This window comes from Streptomyces sp. NPDC047917 (assembly GCF_043204345.1).
Lineage (GTDB): Bacteria > Actinomycetota > Actinomycetes > Streptomycetales > Streptomycetaceae > Streptomyces > Streptomyces sanglieri.
The window spans coordinates 48,085-69,620 of record NZ_JBIDCA010000022.1; the positions used below are offsets into that span (position 1 = coordinate 48,085).

Sequence of the window (21,536 nt, forward strand, 5' to 3'; positions counted from 1 at the left end):
TGATCCACTGACCACCCCCGACGGCGGCGTCGACATCGCGGTGGCGCGCGCCCGACTCGGCGAAGCCCGAGCCGCCACCGCCCCGCATCGGGCCCAAGGCACCTGAGGAAGGGCCGTGAGAGGGCAAGGGTTCCCCGCCCGTCGCCGAAGCACTTCAGGTGCCCTTGGCGAGGGCGTCGGCGAGCTGGTCGTGGGTCATGCCGGAGCGTCCTTTGACTCCGGCCTTGGTGGCCTTCTCGTACAGCTCGGTCTTGGTCAGCGACCGAAGTGACCCAATGGCTTGGCGTGCTTCTTCGCGGCAGGCTTCTTCCCACGCCCGGTCTTGTCGGAGGCACCGGCCTTCTCCCCAGTGTCCGGATTCGCGGGCGCGGAGCGCACCTGCGGCATCCCGTCGGCGTCGGAGCGGGCGGGCACTGCTGCAGCGCCACAATCTTCTCGGCCGGGTGAGCCCGCCCTGCCGTGCCTCGGGGCAACGGCCGCCCCGAGGCACGGCAGGGCCGTCCGTCCGGAGCAGCCTCGGTGTCTGGTCAGCCGGCGTCCCCGGAGATCTGTTCTCGCCTGGCGGCTGCCAGGCGGGCGCAGACGGTCGCGGGCTCGGCTCCTGTCACGGTGGCGATCTGATCGATGCTCAGCCTCAGTCTGTGGTGCAGGAGGTGGGTGTCCTCGATGGCGGTGGAGGTGCGGCCGCTGCGGCGTGCGACGGTCTGGGTGAACCACTGCCACGCGCAGGCCGAGGGGCGCCGTTCGGCGACCACGGAGGTCCAGGTGCTGGCCACGGTCTCGAAGAGCTTCGATGTAGCTATCCGGGCTTCTTCCGTCCTTCACGCACCCGGGCCAGATGGAGCGGTCAGTGCGCTCCAGGTTGGCCGTCGACAGTCGGCGCCTCGTTTCGGGCTCCAGGAGCTGTGGCCGCTCGTCAGTGCGCGCCGTTGACGCGCAGGGGAAGGTCGGGGCGCTGGCGGCCGACCTGCCAGAGTTCGGCCTTGAGGAGTTGGCGGAGCTTGTGCGTGGGCTTTGACGCGCCGAGCAGGGCGAGGAAGTCCTCCAGCTGCCAGTCGATGAGGGCTCCCTGGCGGGAGAGGTAGAAGCCGACCCTGGTGATGCCGAAGGCGCCCGCGTAGTCGAGCAGGGTGTATCCGGCGAGCTGGTAGATCTCCTCGCGGCCGATCCGGCGAGGGTAGAGGGTGGACTTGCAGTCCAGCAGCAGCCCGTCGAGGACGAAGTCGCCATCCGCTCCGCCGAGGTCTGCCGCACCCTCGGGCACCGGGGCGCACTTGATCTTCTCGGGCGGCAGTTGCCAGAAGCGCTCGAAGACGGGCTGGGCCAGGCGCATCTGGGCCGCGGCGTCGTCCACGGCGTAAGTGGGCACGCGGGTCAGCAGGCCATCGAGGGTGACCTCGTGGCGCAGGCCGGCCAGCAGGCTGGTGGCCTCGATGCCGCCTTCCCGGTAGACGCGTTCGAACTGGGACGCGACATAGCACAGGCGGGTCAGCTCATCGTCGTCCATGGTGTCGGGGCGACGCTGGTAGACGGCGAGGCGTTCAAGGAGTTCCTGGCCGGCCGCGCCGAGGCTCTTGCGGGCCACCCCCCGCAGGGCGGTGCCACGCAGCGGCTCGCTCTCGTCCTGGACCAGCAGCACACCGTAGGGCACCGCCCCGCCGAGCGAAGAGCCCAGGGACAGCCGCAGCCGGTAGTCGATCACATGCCCGAGGCTGGGCCAGTTCGGGGAGCGGGCGTCCAGCGGCTGCACAGCCGGGGGCAGGTCGGCGGCCCGGCGCAGGTAGTCGTCCCGCACAGCCTGGTTGCCGGGCAGATGACGGGCCATGAAACGGGAAACGGGCGCGCCCGGGTAGGCAAGCTGCTTGGTCAGCGGCAGGGCGATCAGTTGTGCGGTGAGCCTGCCGCTGTCGTCGGCGAGCGCGGCGAGCTGCTGCTCGTGCTCGTTCAGCCACGACAGCCCCTCCATGTCCAGGGTGTCGCTGGCACGGGTGACCGCCACATAAGCCAGCCTCGCCTCGTCCAGGCGGATCGGCTGCGGCACCTCGTTGTGATCCGCCGCCGGCGGGTGAAAGCCAGGCCCGATCCGCACCCGCGCCCACTCCCGCCCCTTCGCCTTGTGCACGGTGGAGACCACCACCCTGCCCTGCCCCTTGGGAGCGAGCCGGTCCACCGCCTGGACGATCGCCTCCGGCCCGTAGGCGTCCACCAGCCTCACCAGCGTGCGCAGATCGGCCGCCGCACGGTCGTGCTCGACGTACTCCTGCACCTCCTCCCACGTCCGGAACAAGAACAGTTCCGCGTGAGAGCTGCCCTTGCCCTCCTTGAGCTGCTGCGCGGCCTGGGCAATACGACGCAGGGCGTTGCCCCCACCGCACAGCTCCACCGGCACCCCGAGCTTCTGGTAGCCGATGATCTCCGCAACCGCATCGTTGTTGCTGCGCACCAGCACCGCGTCCGCTTCCGGCAGCTCCGCCAGCCGGGAAGAGCGCGCCTCGAACCCGGCCAGGCGCAGATCGGAACCAGCATGCTCCAGCCAGCGGTTGGCCTGCTCCGCGACCGCCGGCCCGAACCGGAACGACTTGGTCAGCCGCAGCTGCACTGCCGGGAAGCCTGACATGACGTCCTTGGCGAACCGCCACGCGTAGATCTGCTGGGCGGGATCACCCACGCACACCCGCTGCGCCCGCTGGCCGAGAAAGATCTCCTCCAGTACCGGATTCGTGTCCTGTGCCTCGTCCAGCAGCACGAACTCGCCGGGCAGTACCGGGCGGGTCAGGGCCCACATCTTCAGGTAGTGGTCGTGCTCGAACCGCAAGTTCCCCTGGGGTGACTGGATGTCCTCCCAGGCCCTTGCTGCGTACGGGTGCAGCACTGCGGCCAGGTAGTCCTGCTCTTCGGGAGTTAAGCCGTTGACCGGCTCCAAATGCCGTGCCATCACTTTCTCGGCGGTGGTGTAGCAGAAGCGGCGCACCATGCCCATCACCAGACGGGCCTGATGGTTGACCTTGATCACGCGGCCGTTGACGACCAGGTCGCGGCGCAGGCCCAGGCGGCGGGCGGTCTCCGCCGGCGGCAGGTGCGCGGACTTCTGGATGCGGTCGGCGTACCGGCGCCCGACCGCCCGGTAGGCGAAGGAGTGCGCGGTACGGCACTCCACGTTCGGGCCGAACACAGTCTTCGCGTGATCGGCGATCTCCCGGTTGAAGGAGACATACACCCCGCGCCGTCTCCCCGCGGCGGCCCCCATCAACACCAGGGTCGAGGTCTTCCCCGTACCGGCTCCCGCGACGAGGGCGAGATCCCCGCTGGTGGTGAATGCGTCGCAGGCAGCCTGCTGCTCTTCCGTCGGCTTGATAGCCACAGTCTTCCCCCTCTGGGTAAAGCGGCTTCATCGACCGCTACACAGAGCGTGAATGGGTGATCCACCCATGGTCAACCACACTCTCGGTGTAGCTGACTTCGAACCAGCAGCTCGCCCTCCGCGTTGGCGGGCTGGACCAGGGCGAAAGCAGGACCGTGAGCTCCACACCGCGTCGCCGCGACGTGCGCATTGAGCCGAACGCTGGAACGGGGCTGCGCCGCCGCGTCGTGCGCCCGTCGTGCGCGTTCTTCAGAGCATGAATCTGGCGGTCGGCCGCACGGTCAGTCCACCTCGGGAAGAGCCCAGCCGTCAGGCCAGGGTGTCCCGCTTACAAACACATAGCGGTGTGGGCTGTCGACAGGGGCCGCCGAGTCAGGCTGCGCCAGCTGTGGGAACAGCCTCCAGCCGAGTGGTCGACTTGAGTTCCATCCGTCGTTTCACCAGGTCCTCGCCGGTGAGCGACTTCCAGTACGGGTGGGTAACGACGGCTACAGACAGGGTCAGGCACTCCTGGCGGAGCCCGCTGATGGTCTCCTTCTGCTCGTCCGTCCAGCCAGGCGACGGTGGCCGGCCGCCCGTGACCTCACCAGTATGTGAATGCTCCTTCCCTGGCCATCCCTCGTGCGGCTCCACGGACCAGGGCAGCGTGCGCCCGAACGCGGTGAGCTCTGCGGTGGCCTGGTGCAAACGGACCTGCGCAGCGCGAAGATCATCGGGGAACGTTGTCTCAGCCATACCAGAATGATATGTGTGTTCGATTTCTTGTTTGGGGATGCGCTGCTGAGGAATCCAAACGTCCACCGTCATCGTGAGCTCAACGCCGGCGATGCCCCGGCGCGGCAGCGGCGCGCTCGGAACCCAGGTCTTCTCCCCGAACCGGCACCCTCTGTCGGCCTCCCTGCCTGAGAAATGCAGCTCCTGACTCACCTCCGGTTGCGGCTCCTCGGCCGGAGGCTGCTCTCTAAGGTGCTCGGCCCAGGTGTCCCGGTCCTCGACGGGAACCCACATATGGCTTCCGGCCCGGCGATCCTTGCGCCCCGGAACGAAAAGGGGCACGACGCTCCCGGTGGCAGCACCGATGAGGGTGCGGCCGACGGTGACACCCAGCCGGTCGCCCCGGTAGCCGGTCCAACCGGTTGCTTCACCGTCCAGGCGACGGGGTGTGTCCCATTGCAAGTGACGCTTACCGCACCCGGTCTTCACCACGCCTGCCGGACACGGCCGCTCGGCAGCAGCTGTGCAATGCCAGTCGGCGAGGACACGGTACCCACCGAAAAGCGGAAGATCGGCAGCCCGGGCGATCTCCTGCCAGGAGGCGTCACGGATCAGCATCCAGTTGGCCCTGTCAACAAGATGGAAGGTGTCGTCATGAGTGATCCAGTTGGCGACAAGACCGGCATCGCCGTGTGCCCCGGACCGGCGCAGAACAGAACCGGGGCTGGCGTTGTAAAACTGGGCCTCGCACCCGAGGCTGACACCCCCGCTCCCGATGACCGTGACATCCGGCCGGGAAGTACGGCTCCTCGTGGTCTTCTCAATCTTCGATTCGATGCCTGCGGACTGACAGTGGCGCGCGACGAAATCCTTCATCGCCTTGTGGCGGTCACTTTCCTCAGCTGTCATCTCGTGCGGGGTGGGCAGGTGCACAGCCCGTAACCGCAAGAGCCCGTCCGGCCCACGATGCTGACGCACATACATGTAAGGACTCTTGACGCCCAGCAGCTCGGCCTTGCACTCCCGGCCGAGACTGCGCTCCACACAGACCAGAAGATCCCGTGGCCGGTCGGCAACACGGAGAAGGATCTCCGAACGCAGATCAGCGGCACCGATTCCGCTATTGCAGGGAAGCCCGAGATCTTCCTTGTCGAGCTCGAGAATCAGATTCAACCCGGAGTGCCATACACCGTTCGTCACCCCTACCGCCCTCCCCTGGGAACCCCTTGAAACTCAAGGTAGAGCGAGGCACTGACAAAACGAATGGCGCAGCATCTCCGGACAGCTCCAGGCGAGGCTGAAAACACACCAACTCAGGTATTCGAACACGAATTTGAACGCAACCATCGGTGCAGCTCAACACCAATTCAATGGTCGCCCAGCGGGAACAAACACCACGCCCGAACTAGCAAGTTACGGCCATTCAGAGAAGCCATTTCCATAGGCCCACGGTGCCAGAATCAGCGGCTGTACAGTCCGGCTCGTTCGACGGCGAGGCGTTGCAGGACCCGTGCCCGGGAGTTGTCACTGGGCCACGACCTGCCACGAGGCCGGCTGTACCCCGGATCAGCTCTCTGGCCCGGGGTACAGCCAACTCTCCATCAGCAACGCCGCCCGGCCCGGCATTCTGTGCGCATGACCGGCCCCGGCCGAATACCGCGCGGCAGATCAGTCGTCGACGTGCACGGTCACGTACAGGTCCCCGGGGGCGCCACCATGCTCGCCGGGGCCGCCGAGTTCGCGGATACGGAGTTTCTGGCCCTGCCTGATGCCCGCGGGAATGCGGACCTTGTGGGTGTGTTGTTCGTGGATGATCCGGCCCTCCCCCTTGCAGGTGGTGCAGGCCCGTGCCGCCTTCTCGTCGGCCCGGGTGGCGCATGCGGGGCACGTCCGATGGACCGTGATCCGCAAAGGGATGATCGCGCCGTCCGTGGCTTCCGCCTGGCTGACGTAGATGTCATGCGCGAGGTCCGCGCCGCGGCGGGGCGGTGTGGCCCCGAAGTGACGGTCGCTGATCTTCTTGAGGGCGTCCCGGACCCTGGCGGAGTCCGGCCGCTGAGCCGGTTCCTTGGCCAGGAGCCGGCTGACGAACCGCTCCAGTTCCACGGGCACGTCCGGGCGCAGGGTGCGCAGCGGCGCGGGCTGCTCCTGGAGGTGTTGGTTGATCAGGTGCCAGGACGTTCCGGTGAAGGGCCGGCGGCCGGTGACCATTTCGTAGAGCACGCATCCGAGCGAGTACAGGTCGGAGCGTTGGTCGAAGGTTCCGGCCAGCGCTTCGGGTGCCATGTAGGCCGGGGTGCCGATCAGGACGCCGGTGGTGGTGACATCGTGCCGGCGGTCGTTGCTCTTGGTGATGCCGAAGTCCACGACGGTGGCCTTGCCGTTGCTCCGGATCATGATGTTGGACGGTTTGATGTCCCGGTGGGTCAGGCCTGCGCGGTGTGCAGCTTTCAAGGCGTCGGCAACGCAGGCCGCGATGTACAGGGCCTTCGGCAGGGGCAGTCTTCCCTTTTCCAGGGCGGCGCTGAGCGGATGGCCGGCCAGGAGCTCCATCACCAGGTAGACGCATGTCTGCCCGTCGTGCGTTGGCGTGGAGCCGAAGTCGTGAACGGTGACGATGTTCGGGTGGGCGAGCCCGCCGGCCACCGCGGCCTCACGGGCGAAGCGGGCCACCTGCTTGTCGCCCGTATCACCTGTGAGTACCTTGACCGCGACCATGCGGTCGACGTTGGGGTCATGGGCCTTCCAGACCTGGCCGAACCCGCCCGCGCCGATGGGTTCGATCAGACGGTAGCGCCCGCCCAGTACAGCCCCTGCTTGCACGACTCCCCCTCCGGCGCTCACCGCGACGCACGGTGTACCAGGCGCGTGTCCGTCACGCTACGCCGCAGGAACCGCCGACGGCAGGCGAACTTGATCGACCGCACCCGCCTCTTGTCGGTGCGGGATCGACCGCTATGACCGCGGTGTGAGATAGACGACTCTTGCAGGCGGAACTGGCACTCTGTTCCCGACGCTCCGTCAAGAGGGCGCGCGTCCGGAGGCGTTGAAACGCCGCGACGATCACTCATTTGATCTTGACCGTCTACCCAGAGTGGCACTGGGTGTCGTGCGTGAGGCACTTCGGGTGCGTTTGAGGGAAGCGGCACCTCTGCTCCGGCGAGGGTACTGTATCGCCTACCCCTGGGGTCCAAGTGCCTCGTTGGCCTCCGCGGAGTTCGCGAAGGTCGCGGATCCAGGAAGGGGTATGCCCCATGGCTCACAGGCCTGACGGGTACTGCTGCTGCAGCACGAAGGCGGATCGGCGTTACAGGTGGATCCGCTGGCTCGGTCCGATCTGCTCGCTCATCAAACTCGGATGGGACGCGCTGGGCTGACAACGCGAAAGCCCCGACCTAAAGGCCGGGGCCACGCTGCAGACGGTGTAGAGAAGGCCTCGCCCCGAGCCTCGCGAGCGGTGGGTGGGGCCTTCGCCTTGCCGTTGCTTGTTACTGTCGCGTAATCAACAAAGCGCTGCCATGTGATGTGAGTCACACCCCTTGGCATGCGACGGTCCCCATCTTGCCCCCCAAGGCCGAATAAGGCGACCGATGCCCACATGATGAGCTGCGCATTTTTCTGCCAAGAACCCGCAAGGGGGCAGCTCACCCCCTTAGTCCACCATTCAACGAGTGACAGGCATCACACTCACGAGGGACTGTTGGCACACCCGAATGAGTGCCAAATAAGCGGCTTTTGTCGCGACTTCACATCTGACGAACACACCGCAGCTACACCACGCTCGACGAGCGGAGGTACCTTACCGCTCCCCACTGACAATCCACGGCCCGCATTTCCGCCGGCTGCCCGGCATCACGAGTAGTCGAGTTCGGCGTAGTCGATGCCGGCGAACCCGACCGGAGACACCTGACGAAGATCACTGTGCGCCCCCTGAAGTACGAAGATCAGTCGCCCCAGGCCGGGAGACCCGGGGCGACTGACAGACGCTCAGAACGGCGTACGGGGGCATTCACGTGGCGAAGCCGATGTTGGTGACGTACTCGTACTGGCCCCACTGGGATCCCAGGCCGGCGATAACGTCTTCCCAGGAGTCGTCCAGGCCCTGGTGGTCGCCGGCCGCCCAGGCTTCGACGATGCGGTCCCATCGGCGGACGTTCATCGCGCGGTACTCCACCAGCCGCTGGAGCGGGCGCGGCACCTGCGACTGGTTCAGCGGATGGATCTCCCAGTCAGCCCGTCCCCCTTTTTTCCTGTCGTGCCGACTTCGGTCAGGTGTTGGGCAGGTCGACGAACCGGTGGTACTCCGGCTCGAATCGCACGGTTGCGCTGCCGGCGGCGTCCCAGCCTCGGGCCGCGATGAGGTCGACTTCGCCGCGCCGCTGCGGGACGGTGCCGTTGCGGTCGGGCCGGTGCAGGAGCATGACCGTCTCGGCTGCTGCCACGGGGGTGCTCAGGAAGCCCAGTTCGGTGATCGCGGGGAGGTCGGTCTCGGAGCCGTCTGCCGGCAGGTCCAGGTGGGCGGTAACCAGCAGGCCGATGTTCCGTTCGCGTGCGAGGTTCCGAAGTGTGGTGAAGGTGGCCCCAGGGACAAGTTCGCCGTGTGTGGCCAGGTGGTAGCTGTCCAGGATGAGCAGATCGAGGTCGGACAGGTCGGCCATCTGCTTGGTCAGGTTCTCCAGGGAGCAGTTGCCCCTGGGATCCCACATCCACAGCCGGGACTGTTCGATCGTGGTGCGGGCGCGCTCGATGCGGGTGCGGCGGCCTTTGTTGATCGTGAGCGGGCGGTTGGTGTTGACCGAGGTGGTGGCTGCGACGTAGTCGCTCATGAGTTCATCGGCCACGCATTGGAAGCTTGCGATCGCGACATGGTGGCCGGTCTCGTCGTTATGGCGGGCCACGGTCAGAGCGAAGGCGCTCGCGCCGGCGGAAGAACGGGCGGCGACGAGAGTGACCCGGCCTCGCGGGATGGGACCTGCCAAGGCGTCGAAGTCCGACAGCCCGGTGTTGAGCTCGTGGCTAGTCATGTTCTCTCCAAGTGGTCAGCCATAGAAGTATCGATGGGTCGGGGCAAAACCCGAGGCGGCTGACAGGCGTACAGACGTCCGGCATGAACCACCCCACCGCCCCTGCCCCGGCCGTGCCGGGTTCGTGCGGCCCAGCCCGGCCCAGCCCGGCTGTCACACGGCCGTGTCGGTGCCGGTGTCCTTGGGCGGCGCCAGGAACTTCAGACGCTCTTCCGGCCCGCCGGTGAGCAGCGAATGCCCCTCGTACGGGTACCGGACAGCGGCGCCTGAGAACAGCCCGAGCTGCACGATCCGGGAAGGCCCCCATGCGGGGAGCGGCCTCAGCTTTCGCTCCTCGACCGTCTGCAGCATCACCCACGTGGAGATATAGGTCGACTCCATCGCGTCGTCCTCGTACACGGACACGCTCAGGCCTTTGAGGACTGCCTCGTGGTCCACGTAGTGCTTGCGACCCATCGGATCTTCGAACCGCACGACCCACGCCGGAGAACCCGGGTCACGGAACTCCTCGTACTCGGGGACGCCATCGAAAGCGAAGACCCTCGGGCCCAAGTCGGTCTCGTTCCCCCACTGAGGCTTCAGGGACGGGTTCACCTTCAGGAACGCCTCCGCGATCTGGCGTGTCTCGTCCGGGGTCACTTTGTAGTCAGTCATGGCGTCATCCTTCGGGGTCGAGCGTGCCAGTACGGCCATCCTCACCACCCGAAGCTGGCGCCCGCCGCAGAACGTCGAAATTTCGCAAGAACGGGGAGCAGTGCTGGCACTGGAGTGGGCAGCGCTGACGGCGTCACCGCAGGTCAGAGGCGAAACGCGGACAGTGTTTTCACTGTCGTGTCGCAGTGACGGCCCCGGATGTTGCGGCCGACAGGGCCGTACGCCCTTCTGGTCCGCGAACGCCAGCCGTCCCGGACCCGTTGCTGACAGGCGCTCAGAACGCCACACAGAGACGCTCTAGGCGGCGAAGCCGATGTTGGTGACGTATTCGTACTGGCCCCACTGGGATCCGAGGTCGACGATGACGTCTTCCCAGGCGTCGTCGAGGGCCTGGTGGTCGCCGGCCGACCAGGCTTCGACGATGCGGTCCCAGCGGCGGACGTTCATCGTGCGGTACTCCACCGGCCGTTGGAGCGGGCGCGGTACCTGCGACTGGTTCAGCGGGTGGATCTCCACCCGTGTCCCGCCGCCGGCGTTCAGGCGCCGCAGGAGATGCCGGGTGACGTTCTGGCGGCGGATCTGGCGGTAGACGGCGTCAATGCGGTCCAGGTTGGCGGTCGACGGCCGGCGCTTGCCCTCCAGCCAGGCTTTCAGCGTGCGGTCGGTCACCGTGAGTCCGGCGTCCCTGGCCGCCCTGCGGCTGTGGTCGGTCCGGGTCAAGTAGTGCAGCCGGGCCATGAGACCGCGCTTGACGGTGACCGGGGTGACGATCCCGTCGGCCAGGTCGTCGAGCTTGCGGGCGACGGCGTCGCTGCCCTTGATGCCCCGGGCGCCGAACTTCCCGAAGTCGATGGTCTTCTCCGGCATTCAGTCTTCCTTGCCTTTCCTGGTCGTGTGAACTGGCAGCATTCGATCGTCGGGGGCAGTCACGCGGTGCGGTCAAGACGGGGCGCGGTGGCCGGCGTGATGGTGGTGAGTCCGGCGCGTTCGGCCGCCAGGCGTTGCAGGGCCCTTGCTCGGGAGGCATCGCTGGAAGCCCGCGCCTGGGCGGCCGCTTTGGTGCGCAGGCCCTTCAGCGCCTGGCGGCCGTCCCCGAAGCGCTCTTGCGGCTCGCGGGCCTGGTCGCGGATCTGCCGCCGGGCGGCGGCCAGAACCTTCGGGTCGGTCTTCTTCTCGGGGGTCCAGGTGTCCCGGTGTGCGGAGAGGGCCTGGTGGTACCCGGCAGAGGCGTCCGCTCGCGTTTTGACCGCCCCGGCCGGGGGTGGTGCGGTGGTGGGAGTGCTCGGCGTGTTTGGCCCGCAGGAGGCGCGGGCGGTGGTGAGTACGGCGGGGAGCAGGATCTCCAGGTGCTGCACTGTGTCCGGGCCGGCCACGGCGTTGACCTTGGCGATGACCTGCTTCTGGTGCAGGGTCAGCTGGGTGCGGTAGGCGGGTGTGGCGGGGAGCAGGTGCAGGGTCCGGGCCGCGGCATCGAACCGGATGGCGTCGACTTTCCCGACGAGCTCGGGCGCAATGGCCGGCCACTGGTCAAGGATGCTGCTGGTTGTGGCGGCAGCTGCTGCCGTCGTGTCCCAGCCGCGTTCGGCGACCATCTTGCTGATGGCCTGGCCGAAGGACAGCGGATCCCGGCCCGCGCCCCGGCTGCGAGGCGGTGCGGAGGCTCCGGTGTGCCGCTTGGCCTGGGGCTGGGCCTTTGCGGCGGCGCGGGCGGCGCGCAGGGCGACGCGGGCGAGGTCGACGCCGCTGGTCGTGTCGGTCATGCCAGGGCTCCTGTCGTCGTGCCGAGGAAGGCGGCCATGTCGGCGGCCGCGTCGTGGTCGGTGAGGTCGTCGAGGCCGAGCACGGCCTGGCGGGCGGAGTAGGCGGCCATACCGGCGGCGAGTCCGTCCAGCACACTGCGGACCAGGCCCGGCTTCGAGGCGGTGAGCGTCCCGGACGCCTCCTGCTCGTCCCAGCCCTCCGCTTCGAGCTCGGCCGCCACGTGCTCGGCCGTGGCCTGCTTGGCCAGCCGGACGCGGATGTACTCCGCCGGGCAGGCCGGGCGCCAGGTCAGCATCCAGGAATGGAGCTCCGCCGCGATGGTGTCGGCGTCCAGGCCCGCGTCGATCAGCGGGCGCAGGACGAACTCCAGCCGCCGAAGTCTCACGCCCTGGGTCCACTGGACCCGGGCCCGGACCTGGCGGGTGATCCAGATACCGCGCTGCACCTGACGGGCCGTCCGGCGCAGCCCCTGGCCGTTGCTGCTGCTTTTTCCGGCGGAGGGAGACGTGGTTCGGCGGCTCGCGCGCTGGCGCGAGGTGTCTTTACAACCACTCTCAACCTGCACTTCAGGTGATCGGTGGTAACGACCAAGAGAATGGGGCTCACGGGCCTTGGAACTGCGGTTATCCACAGCCGAGTTATCCACAGGAGCAGCCCCCCGGACACCGGCACCACGCCGCGCGGCCGAACGGCATCCCGTACGGGGCTGCCGGGACCGCCGCGCCTCGCTCCGGGCCGCCGACTCTGCGGCCGCGCGCTCCCGGCCAGCCACGGTCATCCCGCAGACACGGGCCTCGTACCCGGCCCCGGCCAGCCGGTGCCCCATCGCCGCGTCGAACACCGGCGGGATCACGGCCGCGTAGATCGTCGCGGTCGCGGTGTACGCCCGGCCCGGCAGGTTGAGGTTGGCCTTGGAACCGTGGCGCCGCCACGCCAGCGCGCCCAGCTCCCGCAGGATCTGCACGTGCCGCTTGACCGTCGCGGTCGACGTGCCGGTCCGCCGGGCCGTGCCCTCCAGGTCGTACATCACGGACCCGAGCCCGTAATCCATCCGGGCCGCGAGATCGCGGGCCACCGGAAGAATCCACGCCCCGGCCTTCGGGTGCAGACCCGCCTCCACCAGCCACACCACCGCACGCAGCCACGCCCGCGGCCCGGCACGCCGAGACCGCGTATACCGCACTTCCTGGCCCTCCCCCACCACCAACACCGCCGACACAGACTCGCCGACGACCCGGCCGCCGGCGGCACCAGAAGACGGACGCGGGGCGGGCACCATCACAGCGGCCGACGCCGCCACGGCGCTCACCGCGCAGCCCGGCAGAGCGCGGGCACGTGAGGATGCGGACGAGAGACAGGGGGCATGGCGGCACCGTGGCCGATGCGGGGGTTAGCCCCGCAAGCCCTGCTCTCACCGAGCCTGTCCGCGCCACCGTCGGCGTTTGTCGCGTCGGTTACACCCATGGCCAAGGATTTATGCGGCCAAAGTGAACAAATGACCCAAAGTGCAACCGTCTTCCTTGGTGTGTAGGAAGATCGCGCGGCCCGTACCGGGGTGAAACGGACAAGGTCAAGCTGACAGGGGACACCACTCTCGTGCACTATGGGAAGACCCACCTTCCATATAGCTGGACCGACCGAGCCCCTCGGGGCTGGACCGACCTCCATCTGTGCGGATGTGTCAGGGACCGCCCCCTTCGTGAGAAGAGGGCGGACACCGATCGGGCGGGGGGAGATTTCTCCTCCCCTCCCGGTACTGCTGAACCGCGAAGCCCCTGTGGTGGGGGCCCGCGAGTGATGCATGTTGCTGATCTGGCTGTGGTGGCCGTGGTTAGTGGCCGGTGGTGCAGTGGCCCTGGTTAGGGGCCGGGTTTGAAAGGTGCGGCTCGGTGAGCCGCGGCTCAGGACCAGCTACGAACTGGGACCTGGGCGACCGACACGGTGGTAAGCCGGTCGGTAGACGGGCCGCGCGAGGCCAGCGGATTGGTAGTCCGCTGCTTGGCGCGCGCGGCCGATGGCCGTTAGGTCATCCCGATCCCCCTTCGGAGGCCGGCGTCGCGCTGCCCTCATCCAGTTCAGCGGCCGCAGGGAAACGCTCCGCGAGCCGCTTGAGCAGGTGGATGTAGGCGTCGCGCTGCGGGCGCCGGGGGGTGCTCTTTCCCAACTCCCAACGCACCACGGCAAGGCGCTTCACACCCACCGCGTCCGCGACCTCCTGCTGCGTGAGGTTCGCGGCAAGGCGCAGCTGAGCGCGCACGCGCGGCGGCGGCAGGACGTCGTCCAGGCCGTCCAGCAGGGCATCAACCCGCTTCAGGCGGTCCGGTTCGGACATAGCGCAGGCTCCCGTGATCGATGGATCTCTGAAACATACACCATTTGATCTCCGGTAGGGGCCGCGGCTGGCCGTGAGCGGCGTTGCGTCGGGCGCCCGGTAAGGTCCGGAACCGTGCACCGACTCGCGCTCTTCGATCTGGACGGCACGCTGGTTGACCGTCAGTCGGCGCTCAGCGACGCCGTAACTGGCCTGTGCCGGTCCCACACCCTTGCTCCGGACGCTGAACAGTGGCTGCGCGCCGAACTGGTCGATCGTGCGGATGCCGCAGACTTCTCCCGACTGCGGGAAGCCTTCGACCTGGAAGTCCCCGCCGCGCAGTTGTGGCAGGAATACGTCGGCTTCATGGCGGCCGCCGTCACCTGTCTGCCAGAGGTCCTTGAGGGCCTGGCCCGACTGCGCGCGGCTGCATGGACGATCGGCGTCATCACCAACGGGGCCAGCGACATCCAGCGCGCCAAACTCGCCGCAACGGGCCTTGCCGACCTGGTCGATGGCGTCGCGGTCTCCGGAGACCTGGAGATCCGCAAGCCAGACCCGCGCCTCTTCCAACTCGCGGTCTCCCGCTGCGGCGCGAACCTGCTGGATGGCGGCTGGATGGTCGGAGACAACCCGGCCGGGGACATCGGGGGCGGCCAGCGGGCCGGCCTGCGCACCATCTGGCTGCGCGGCCGACCCTGGCCCAACGGACTCCCTGACGCGCACCACGTCGTCGACGACGTCACCGACGCCATCACCATCCTTCTCACCGAGACGGAGTAGCACCGTGGACCAGCCGACCGTCGGCATCCTCCACCCCGGCAGCATGGGCGCCGCCGTCGCCGCCTGCGCCGCGACCAATGCGACTGCGGTCCTGTGGTGCGAGAACGGGCGCAGCACCGCGTCCGTGGAGCGCGCCGCCCAGTTCGGGCTGACACCCGTGGCAACACTGGCTGAGCTGCTGGACCGCAGCGACATCGTCCTCAGCCTCTGCCCGCCGGCCGCGGCCGAGGACCTGGCCCGCGCCGTCGCCGGGCATCGATTCGCCGGGGTGTACGTAGAGGCGAACGCCATCAACCCCGAACGAACGAAGCGAATCGCCACGCTGCTCGAACACGGCGCGACCGTCGTGGACGGCGGCGTCGTCGGCTCCCCGCCGGTCGGCGGCAAGACACCGACCTTGTACCTGTCCGGCCCGGCCTCCGAGACCGAGCGCATCGCAGAGCTGTTCGCGGGCACCGCCGTCCGGACCGCGGTGCTGGGCACGGAGGTGGGGAAGGCGTCTGCGCTGAAGCTGTCGTACGCCAGCTTCCAGAAGACGAGCCGGGTGCTGGTGGCGCTCGCGGTCGGGATGGCGCGCGAGCACGGCGTCGACCAGGAGCTGATCGAGGTCGCCTCCCGGCGCACCGACTCGTACCTGTCCGAGCCGCAGTACGTCGCCAAAACGGCGGCCCGTGCCTGGCGGTGGGGTCCGGAGCTGGAGGAAGCCGCCGACGCGCTCGCGGCCGCCGGCCTTCCGCCGGAGATGTTGCGTGCGGCCGCGTCCACGCTGGCACGGTGGGACGACGCCAAGGACGACGGCGAGCTCACGCTCGCCGACGCCTTGGACCGACTCGCCCAGCCGTAGCCCACGCTCATGTCGCCGCTGCCCCCGCCCGCTGCGCCAGCAGCTGGTCGATGAGCCGCGCCGCGTCCTGCGGCGCCGACGCCGTGGTGTCCACGGTCAGGTCCCAGGCCAAGCCCGGGTGCGCGTCCAGGTCCTCGCGGGTCGCGTCCCACGCCGCCAGGCGCGCCCCGGTGTCGCTGTCGCCGCGTCCCGCCGACCGCTGCTCGGTCGTCTCCCGTGGGCACCACAGCAGCACCAGCGACCAGTCAGCCGGGTAGCCGTCGACCACAGCCCGGATGCCGTCGACCTGCCCGAGGTGCACCACCGGCGCCCCGGCCTTGAACGCCGCGTCCAGTCCGGGCCGGTCGATCACGTACGTGTTGCCGTACCGCGCGTTCGCGTAGACTACGTCGCCCGCGGCCTCCAGCTCGTGCAACTGTTCCGCTGTGCCCATCCGGTAGCCAGCGGCCTTGCCGGTCCCGACCTTGAGCCGCTCGAACTGGGCGTACTTCGAGTTCAGCTCGGCGAGCGCGGCGGCGACGGTGTCCTTGCCCGCCGCCGGCGGGCCATACAGGATCACGCCCTGTTCCGGGTTCACGCGTACATCGCCCCCATTGCCTGCCGGGCCTGGTCCGCGAGCGTCACCGCGGTGCCCAAGCGGTTGTCGACGACCAGGTGTGGCACCGCCGGGCGCAGGTCCAGGTCGATGGTCGCCATGTACTCATCCCACCGCTGGAGCTTCCAGGCATCGCGGGCAGCGGATCGGAAGGTGATGTACTCGCGCATCGACTCCTCATCGCAGCGCACCCACACGGGGAAGACGTCGACGCCCATGGATGCCGCTCGGTTGGACAGGCACTGCATCCAGGCCGGATCGGTCATCTCCGCGATGAATGGCGCCGACAGCACGGTGCTGATCCCGCATTTGATGTTCGCCATGGCCGACTGCATCAGGCAGTCGTATTCCACCGACCGGACGCGCTCCCGGTAGAGCTCGGTGTGCCGGTCGTTCGGGTCGCCGCCCAGTGCGATCAGGAGCCGCTCCACGAGCGGTCGGGTAAGCGGATCCTTGTCGAGCAGTGGCCACCCGGTGAGTTGGACGAAGAACCTTGCCAGCTCCGTCTTGCCGCTGCCGGCGTATCCGCCGACCAGGATCAAGACCGGGCGGTGCGGGTCGCCGCCGGTGTGCCGTCGCTTCCAAGCATCGATGATGCGCTGCTGGAGGGCGATGTGCCCGGCGTCTTCACTGCCGGGCGAGATGCGGTGGATGGCTCGTTCGACGGCCAGAACGTGCGCGCCGTTGAGACTGTCGGCCATCGGTGTGATCTTGAAGGACGTCTCCTCACCCGGCAGCGCGGTGCGGAAGCCCAAGTCGGGCTCGGTGGCCTGGTAGAGGAGGCAGTAGGCGCGCCGGTAGTGAGGGCCGGGGAAGACCTCGCCCTGCTCGTGCTGCCACAAAGTCTGAGGATTTGCGGCAGGAATGCCCTTGAGCTTGGCCCGCTCGGCAACCGCCCGGAGGCGCTCGCCGGCCCTCTCCAACGTCAGGCCGTGGGCCTCCCGCTGCTCGCGCAGCCGGTCCGGCCTCCACCCTGCTCGTTGCTTCCCCACCCTCTGCCCCTCCGTCATTGTCATGGCCGCGAGCCTAGAGCTCGGGCCCCAAATCCCATGTGTACGCGGATGTTGAAAACCCGTGAACGAGGGTGCGTACGAGCTTCGACAAACCTCTGTGATGTTCTGCTTCCGTCACAGCCGGTGTGATGGCCCTCACGTAACGATCGACCAGGGGGCCCAAAAATGGATCAGCTAGAGCGCTCACGTGCCGGCGGCGGTGGACTTCAGGGATGTAGCCCAACGGAGGATGGTTGCTCCGCCAACGACCTTGACCGCAACCTCCACGACGCGGTCATCCGCCAGAGTCACCGTACGTACGACCTGGCTCACCACCACATCGCCAGCAGTGAGCCCCAAGTGCTCCTTCTCGGACGAGGTGGCAAGACGGGACGTCACTTCCTCCAGGACACGATCTTGGTCGACCCCCAGCCGCGTAGCCGCAAGTTCGCGCGAGCCTCCCGTGGAAGCCAGCTCGGCCAGCTCCGGCGCAACAGCCATTACGTACGCGGGGTAGTAGGAACTGCTGAGGTGCACTGGTACACCGTTTCGGCTGACGAGTCGACGCCGCATGTGAACGGGGGTCCCCGGCGCGACGTCAAGGCGCGGGGCCACCAGCTCATCTGCTCCCACGGTGCCCACCTCAAGAATCCGGGAGCTTTCCCCAGTGTCCAAGGCTTTCCCCGTGCTCTCGTACAACGAGACGCGAGTGCCGATGTTGTTACTGATCGGTCCGACCACAACCGTTCCCACGCCAGGCTTCGGGATGGTCAAGCCTTCCATTTTGAGGACTCGGTAGGCCCTGTTGGCCGTCGTCTGCGCCACCCCGTAGCGCTCACACACCTGCCTCAGCGACGGCATGGTGTCGCCCGGCTTCAGTGCCCCCTCCCGGATCTGCTGACGGTAGTTCGCGGCGATCTCCGCGTATCCAATCGAGCTGGGCATCTCGGTCCCCTCTCTCGGCCTCACGTGCCATACCTCCTAGTGCAGCTCTATGTGTAGAAGCTTACGACACGTGCACTTCAAGCGCTACTACTAGCGCTATGCGGGGCTAGTGGTCTACATTGATGCCCGGCACCCGCTGAACGCCGAAGGGCTTTGCCTTTCGACTGCTTGCGAGTGCCACCCGCACCACCGCATGACCAGTCGCCACTTCAGTGGCCGCGTCGGGGTCTGAGGCAACTAACTCCCCCTTCGTGTCCGTGACTGTTGTTTGAACTGTCGCAGCGCGAATGCGCTGTCAGTCCGTCAGGACGCCCGGGAACGTTCCGGCGTGGCCTGACGGGCCGAGAGAGCACCCGCGACGCATCATTCGCCCCGCCTGTCCGTGAGGAGTTTCCCCATGCCCACAGCCCTCCGCGAGGTCGAGACCGTGAGCCGTCAGCGCAAGCGCCGGACGAGGTCCCGCACGATCAGCCACCTCGACCCCATCGTCGTTTCCAAGCTCCAGCCGCACGAGTACGACCTCGACCCCGCCTGCATCTCGCTGGTCTGCCCGAGCTGCCGCACCTGGGTTCCGGTCCGCGTCGCGAAGACGGAGCGGGCCACGGCCAAGCTCGTGCCGCACCACACCGAGCCCGCCAGCACCGAGGACCCGGTCCGCTGCCCCGGCAGCCACCGCCTGGTCAACGTGAACGTCAACGTCGCCAAGTGGTCCCGCCGCCTGGAGCAGGGCGTGGCGGAGACCAACGGCCGCCGCGCCGACCGTGTCGTCCGCAAGCCCCAGGCGGTGCCCACCCCGGCTGTCATGCAGATCGTCGGCGGCCTCGTCGACGACAGGACGGCACGCAAGATGAACGAGGCCCACGTCAAGGGCTGCACCGCCTGCTCCGCCACCACACCCCGCTGCACGGACGGCCGCCGCCTCGCCGCCGCACCGAAGCTGATCGACGCGCACGTCTCGGCCTGCACGACCTGCGCCCCCGCGAAATCACGGTGCGCCGACGCCCGCCGCATCGCAGAGACCGCGCCGAAACTCCTCAGCACACACCTCACGGCCTGCACGACCTGCACCCCGGCGACGTCCCGCTGCGCGGGCGCCCGCCGTCTCGCCGAGACCGCGCCGAAGCTCGTCCACTCACACATCACGGCCTGCACCACCTGCTCGCTCGCGGAGTCCCGCTGCGCCGATGGCCGCCGCCTCGCCCAGCTCGCCGCCCGCACCCAGCGGACCGCACCCGTCCGCCGCCAGAGGCAGACAGAGCAGGAGGAGTGGGCCGACCAGCGCGCCTGGGGGCTGCGCCTGCTGCACGAACAGCAGTGGGACAAGCTGGCCGGCCCGGTCCACGGAACCGACCAACAGCGTGTCCGCGACATCCTGGCCGCGCTGCGCCGGATGCTCGACGCCCCGACCAAGGCCGACGCCAGGCCGCTCACCGAGTGGGAGCGAGCCGACCTGGGGACCGCGATCGCGTCCCTGGAACGGCAGGAAAGGGAACTTACCTACCGCTGGTAGGCGCTGGACGAACGACCAGTCAGAACCACGACATCAGCCCCCAGGCCCCCCGGCCTGGGGGCTCATCACGCTGCCCGCACACCAGCCCACAACGGAGGAATCGTCATGACGCTCAACAGGATTGCCCCCGAGGCCGCCCGCTTAGCTCGCCGCCCCGTGCTCCAGGCCGCCGTCACTACCGGAGCCCGCTGCAGCAACCGGGAGCAGTACCGCGATTTGCTCGACCGCAACCGCAGTTCGCCGCCCGCGATGTGGGCGGCGCAGCAGGCGGCCGCCCAGAAGCTGTGCGCCGGCTGCCCGGTTCGTCCGGCGTGCGAGGAACTCGCGCTGCGCGACGGGACGGGCGACCGTGCGAGCGACGACCTGGTCCGCGGCGGCCGTCGCGGTCAGGACTTGGCCATCGACCGCGAGATCCGCCAGGCCGCCCGGATCGCCACCGCGGTCACAGCCGACTGGCAGCAGCGTCCGGAGCTCGCCGCCGCACCTCGCGGAGCAGCCGGTGCCGGCGTCACCGACGACGTCGTCGTCGCGCGTGATGACGACATGCCGGTCGCGGCCTGACCTGTGCTCCACGTCGTCCCCAGCCCTGGTCGGGGCTGGTGTCGGCGTGGGGCCACAGGAGACCCCGACTGTGCGCTGTCCCGGAAACGGGGCGACCCCCGACACGGCGCTGGAACGCCATATGTGCCGGGGGCCAGCACGGATCCTCCGAGCAAGGAGACCTGATCCGCATGAGCATTATGGCAACTCGCCCGCGAGCCGGGCGGTACGAGGACGAGGAACAGCAGGACAACGACCTCGGCCCCATGCCCGACGAGACCGAGCAGTACCACCGCCTCGTCCGCCAGCTGGTGGCCGACGGTGACCACCGCGCCCGGTCCGCCGGCCGCCACGCACGCCGCACGCTCGCCGAGATGGCCCCCGGTTACGAACAGCAGCCGGTGCTCCGGCTCACCGGCCCGCTCACCTTCCAGTCGGCAGACGACGCGTGCCCGATCTGCACCTTCTGGAAGTGCATCCGTGGCTTCCCCTCGGTCTCCACCGTGCGACAGGCGGTGGCCCGATGAGCAGCTCTCGGCTGACGGACGAAGAGCGCAAGGAGCTCTCCGACAAGGTCAAGGAAGTCAACAAGCGCTCCGAGACCCGCCCGCGGTGACAACTGCTGTGATACGGGCCGCTCGTGCCGCGCAGTATCGCGCGGCACGAGCGGTCACCCGGCACGGCCTCGCCCATCCGGCCGCCCTCGCGCTGCTCGCGGGCGCCGCCACGGCGGCCGCGAGGGCGTGGGATGCCGGCCATCGCGTCGCCGACACACATCCCGCACGTCCCCGAGAGGCACCGCCCCGCATGCCCAACCACTTGGCAGGCCGCCGTGGCTGACGACCTGCACACCAGCTACATGCACGCCAGCGACGCGTGGCGCACCCACCGCAAGGGCTGCCCGCCCTGCGGGTCCGGGCAGCCCTGCCCCGCCGGGGCCCCGCTGTACCAGCAGTTCGCCGACCTTCAGACCGCCTACCTGCGCCGCATCCGTGAACAAGGAGGCAAACGATGACCCTCGACCACGACACGCTCGACCGATTCCGTGACCGGCACGGCGACCCCACCCAGTGGTGCGCTGCCGAGTACGACAGCTACACCGTGCTCGGAGACATCGCCCCGCCCCCGCCGCCGCTCTACTCCTACGCGGAGATGCAGGCCATCGCCGACGACTTCAAGAAGTCCTCCGTCTGCCAGCAGGCGGTCGCGGACCGGCTGACCGCCGAGGGCCACCCCGTGGCAGCCGGGATCTGGTACCGCGGCGCGCGGGCGTCCCGCGAATACGCGGCGGCCGCCCGCCTCGGCTACCCGTATTACGAGGCCTTCGTCAACGGCTGGTGACAACGGTCTGCAGGTTGCCTGCCCTGCTCGGAGCCGCGGCCGCTTTCGCCCGCACCTACGGAGTGGCCGAGACCGCTGCCGCCTGAACTCCCCATGCCCTGGCGGGCCGCACCCTCATAGGGGGCGCGGCCCGCCAGGGGTACAGAAAGGAAGGAACCCCG

General features: G+C 68.6%; 20 protein-coding genes and 1 pseudogene. 7 read left to right on the forward strand and 14 right to left on the reverse strand.

The window, feature by feature from the left end; all coding sequences use genetic code 11:
- Positions 1-527 precede the first annotated feature (527 nt).
- From ACGF8B_RS39380 to ACGF8B_RS39430, 11 genes and pseudogenes are all read right to left on the reverse strand, one after another.
- The gene (locus ACGF8B_RS39380; RefSeq protein ID WP_392747427.1) at positions 528-776 is read right to left on the reverse strand and encodes a hypothetical protein; all 249 of its coding nucleotides are present in this window, start codon (positions 774-776) and stop codon (positions 528-530) included.
- 140 nt (positions 777-916) lie between these two features.
- On the reverse strand, positions 917-3,361 hold the full coding sequence (locus tag ACGF8B_RS39385; protein WP_392747428.1) for a UvrD-helicase domain-containing protein: 2,445 nt from the start codon (positions 3,359-3,361) through the stop codon (positions 917-919).
- A gap of 372 nt (positions 3,362-3,733) precedes the next feature.
- Positions 3,734-5,275 carry a hypothetical protein gene (locus tag ACGF8B_RS39390; RefSeq protein ID WP_392747429.1) on the reverse strand — a complete coding sequence of 514 codons (1,542 nt, stop codon included), beginning with the start codon at positions 5,273-5,275 and terminating at the stop codon, positions 3,734-3,736.
- Between the two features lie 468 nt (positions 5,276-5,743).
- Positions 5,744-6,898 (reverse strand): protein kinase, encoded by a 1,155-nt coding sequence (locus ACGF8B_RS39395; RefSeq protein WP_392747430.1) that lies wholly within the window; start codon positions 6,896-6,898, stop codon positions 5,744-5,746.
- 1,186 nt (positions 6,899-8,084) lie between these two features.
- Positions 8,085-8,300 (reverse strand): annotated as a pseudogene (locus ACGF8B_RS39400) (transcriptional regulator); the annotation flags it as partial.
- Positions 8,301-8,343: 43 nt separating this feature from the next.
- Positions 8,344-9,099: a DnaB-like helicase C-terminal domain-containing protein gene (locus tag ACGF8B_RS39405; RefSeq protein ID WP_392747431.1), complete on the reverse strand. Its 756-nt coding sequence runs from the start codon at positions 9,097-9,099 to the stop codon at positions 8,344-8,346.
- 153 nt (positions 9,100-9,252) lie between these two features.
- The gene (locus tag ACGF8B_RS39410; protein WP_392747432.1) at positions 9,253-9,792 is read right to left on the reverse strand and encodes a hypothetical protein; all 540 of its coding nucleotides are present in this window, start codon (positions 9,790-9,792) and stop codon (positions 9,253-9,255) included.
- 258 nt (positions 9,793-10,050) lie between these two features.
- Positions 10,051-10,620, reverse strand: coding sequence for a transcriptional regulator (locus tag ACGF8B_RS39415; protein ID WP_392747433.1), 570 nt, complete (start codon positions 10,618-10,620; stop codon positions 10,051-10,053).
- A gap of 59 nt (positions 10,621-10,679) precedes the next feature.
- Positions 10,680-11,513, reverse strand: coding sequence for a DciA family protein (locus tag ACGF8B_RS39420; protein WP_392747435.1), 834 nt, complete (start codon positions 11,511-11,513; stop codon positions 10,680-10,682).
- Positions 11,510-12,646, reverse strand: a complete 1,137-nt coding sequence (locus ACGF8B_RS39425; RefSeq protein ID WP_392747436.1) for a cell wall protein — start codon at positions 12,644-12,646, stop codon at positions 11,510-11,512. The genes ACGF8B_RS39420 and ACGF8B_RS39425 overlap by 4 nt, the downstream gene beginning before the upstream one ends.
- Before the next feature lie 894 nt (positions 12,647-13,540).
- On the reverse strand, positions 13,541-13,846 hold the full coding sequence (locus ACGF8B_RS39430; RefSeq protein ID WP_392747438.1) for a helix-turn-helix transcriptional regulator: 306 nt from the start codon (positions 13,844-13,846) through the stop codon (positions 13,541-13,543).
- A 114-nt stretch (positions 13,847-13,960) separates the two neighbouring features.
- Here ACGF8B_RS39430 and ACGF8B_RS39435 point away from each other — a divergent pair, with 114 nt between their 5' ends.
- On the forward strand, positions 13,961-14,608 hold the full coding sequence (locus tag ACGF8B_RS39435; protein WP_392747440.1) for an HAD family hydrolase: 648 nt from the start codon (positions 13,961-13,963) through the stop codon (positions 14,606-14,608).
- Positions 14,609-14,612: 4 nt separating this feature from the next.
- Positions 14,613-15,452, forward strand: a complete 840-nt coding sequence (locus ACGF8B_RS39440; protein WP_392747442.1) for a DUF1932 domain-containing protein — start codon at positions 14,613-14,615, stop codon at positions 15,450-15,452.
- Positions 15,453-15,459: 7 nt separating this feature from the next.
- Here ACGF8B_RS39440 and ACGF8B_RS39445 read toward each other — a convergent pair whose 3' ends face one another.
- The 3 genes from ACGF8B_RS39445 to ACGF8B_RS39455 all read right to left on the reverse strand — a co-directional run bounded on the left by ACGF8B_RS39445 (position 15,460) and on the right by ACGF8B_RS39455 (position 17,984).
- Positions 15,460-16,029, reverse strand: a complete 570-nt coding sequence (locus tag ACGF8B_RS39445) for a guanylate kinase (protein WP_392747444.1) — start codon at positions 16,027-16,029, stop codon at positions 15,460-15,462.
- Positions 16,026-17,063 carry an AAA family ATPase gene (locus ACGF8B_RS39450; protein ID WP_392747445.1) on the reverse strand — a complete coding sequence of 346 codons (1,038 nt, stop codon included), beginning with the start codon at positions 17,061-17,063 and terminating at the stop codon, positions 16,026-16,028. The genes ACGF8B_RS39445 and ACGF8B_RS39450 overlap by 4 nt, the downstream gene beginning before the upstream one ends.
- 180 nt (positions 17,064-17,243) lie before the next feature.
- A complete protein-coding gene (locus ACGF8B_RS39455; protein WP_392747446.1) occupies positions 17,244-17,984 on the reverse strand; it encodes a GntR family transcriptional regulator in 741 nt (246 codons plus the stop codon).
- Positions 17,985-18,381: 397 nt separating this feature from the next.
- On the opposite strand from ACGF8B_RS39455, the gene ACGF8B_RS39460 reads away from it, so the two are divergent.
- The 5 genes from ACGF8B_RS39460 to ACGF8B_RS39480 all read left to right on the forward strand — a co-directional run bounded on the left by ACGF8B_RS39460 (position 18,382) and on the right by ACGF8B_RS39480 (position 21,375).
- On the forward strand, positions 18,382-19,494 hold the full coding sequence (locus ACGF8B_RS39460) for a hypothetical protein (RefSeq protein WP_392747448.1): 1,113 nt from the start codon (positions 18,382-18,384) through the stop codon (positions 19,492-19,494).
- Positions 19,495-19,599: 105 nt separating this feature from the next.
- Positions 19,600-20,055, forward strand: coding sequence for a WhiB family transcriptional regulator (locus ACGF8B_RS39465; protein ID WP_392747450.1), 456 nt, complete (start codon positions 19,600-19,602; stop codon positions 20,053-20,055).
- 170 nt (positions 20,056-20,225) lie between these two features.
- Complete coding sequence (locus ACGF8B_RS39470) at positions 20,226-20,561, forward strand: hypothetical protein (protein WP_392747451.1); 336 nt, start codon at positions 20,226-20,228, stop codon at positions 20,559-20,561.
- A gap of 305 nt (positions 20,562-20,866) precedes the next feature.
- Entirely contained in the window at positions 20,867-21,049 is a 183-nt protein-coding gene (locus ACGF8B_RS39475) for a hypothetical protein (protein WP_392747452.1), read from the forward strand.
- Positions 21,046-21,375 carry a hypothetical protein gene (locus ACGF8B_RS39480; RefSeq protein WP_392747454.1) on the forward strand — a complete coding sequence of 110 codons (330 nt, stop codon included), beginning with the start codon at positions 21,046-21,048 and terminating at the stop codon, positions 21,373-21,375. The genes ACGF8B_RS39475 and ACGF8B_RS39480 overlap by 4 nt, the downstream gene beginning before the upstream one ends.
- The last annotated feature ends 161 nt before the right edge of the window (positions 21,376-21,536 follow it).

Excerpts from the sequence above, each read along its gene's own strand:
- ACGF8B_RS39470 (WP_392747451.1), top strand. The coding sequence starts at position 20,226 with ATGAGCATTATGGCAACTCGCCCGCGAGCCGGGCGGTACGAGGACGAG.
- ACGF8B_RS39480 (WP_392747454.1), top strand. The coding sequence starts at position 21,046 with ATGACCCTCGACCACGACACGCTCGACCGATTCCGTGACCGGCACGGC.
- ACGF8B_RS39465 (WP_392747450.1), top strand. The coding sequence starts at position 19,600 with ATGACGCTCAACAGGATTGCCCCCGAGGCCGCCCGCTTAGCTCGCCGC.
- ACGF8B_RS39450 (WP_392747445.1), bottom strand. The coding sequence starts at position 17,063 with ATGACAATGACGGAGGGGCAGAGGGTGGGGAAGCAACGAGCAGGGTGG.
- ACGF8B_RS39420 (WP_392747435.1), bottom strand. The coding sequence starts at position 11,513 with ATGACCGACACGACCAGCGGCGTCGACCTCGCCCGCGTCGCCCTGCGC.
- ACGF8B_RS39405 (WP_392747431.1), bottom strand. The coding sequence starts at position 9,099 with ATGACTAGCCACGAGCTCAACACCGGGCTGTCGGACTTCGACGCCTTG.
- ACGF8B_RS39410 (WP_392747432.1), bottom strand. The coding sequence starts at position 9,792 with ATGGCCGTACTGGCACGCTCGACCCCGAAGGATGACGCCATGACTGAC.
- ACGF8B_RS39430 (WP_392747438.1), bottom strand. The coding sequence starts at position 13,846 with ATGTCCGAACCGGACCGCCTGAAGCGGGTTGATGCCCTGCTGGACGGC.
- ACGF8B_RS39460 (WP_392747448.1), top strand. The coding sequence starts at position 18,382 with ATGCCCACAGCCCTCCGCGAGGTCGAGACCGTGAGCCGTCAGCGCAAG.
- ACGF8B_RS39455 (WP_392747446.1), bottom strand. The coding sequence starts at position 17,984 with ATGCCCAGCTCGATTGGATACGCGGAGATCGCCGCGAACTACCGTCAG.
- ACGF8B_RS39415 (WP_392747433.1), bottom strand. The coding sequence starts at position 10,620 with ATGCCGGAGAAGACCATCGACTTCGGGAAGTTCGGCGCCCGGGGCATC.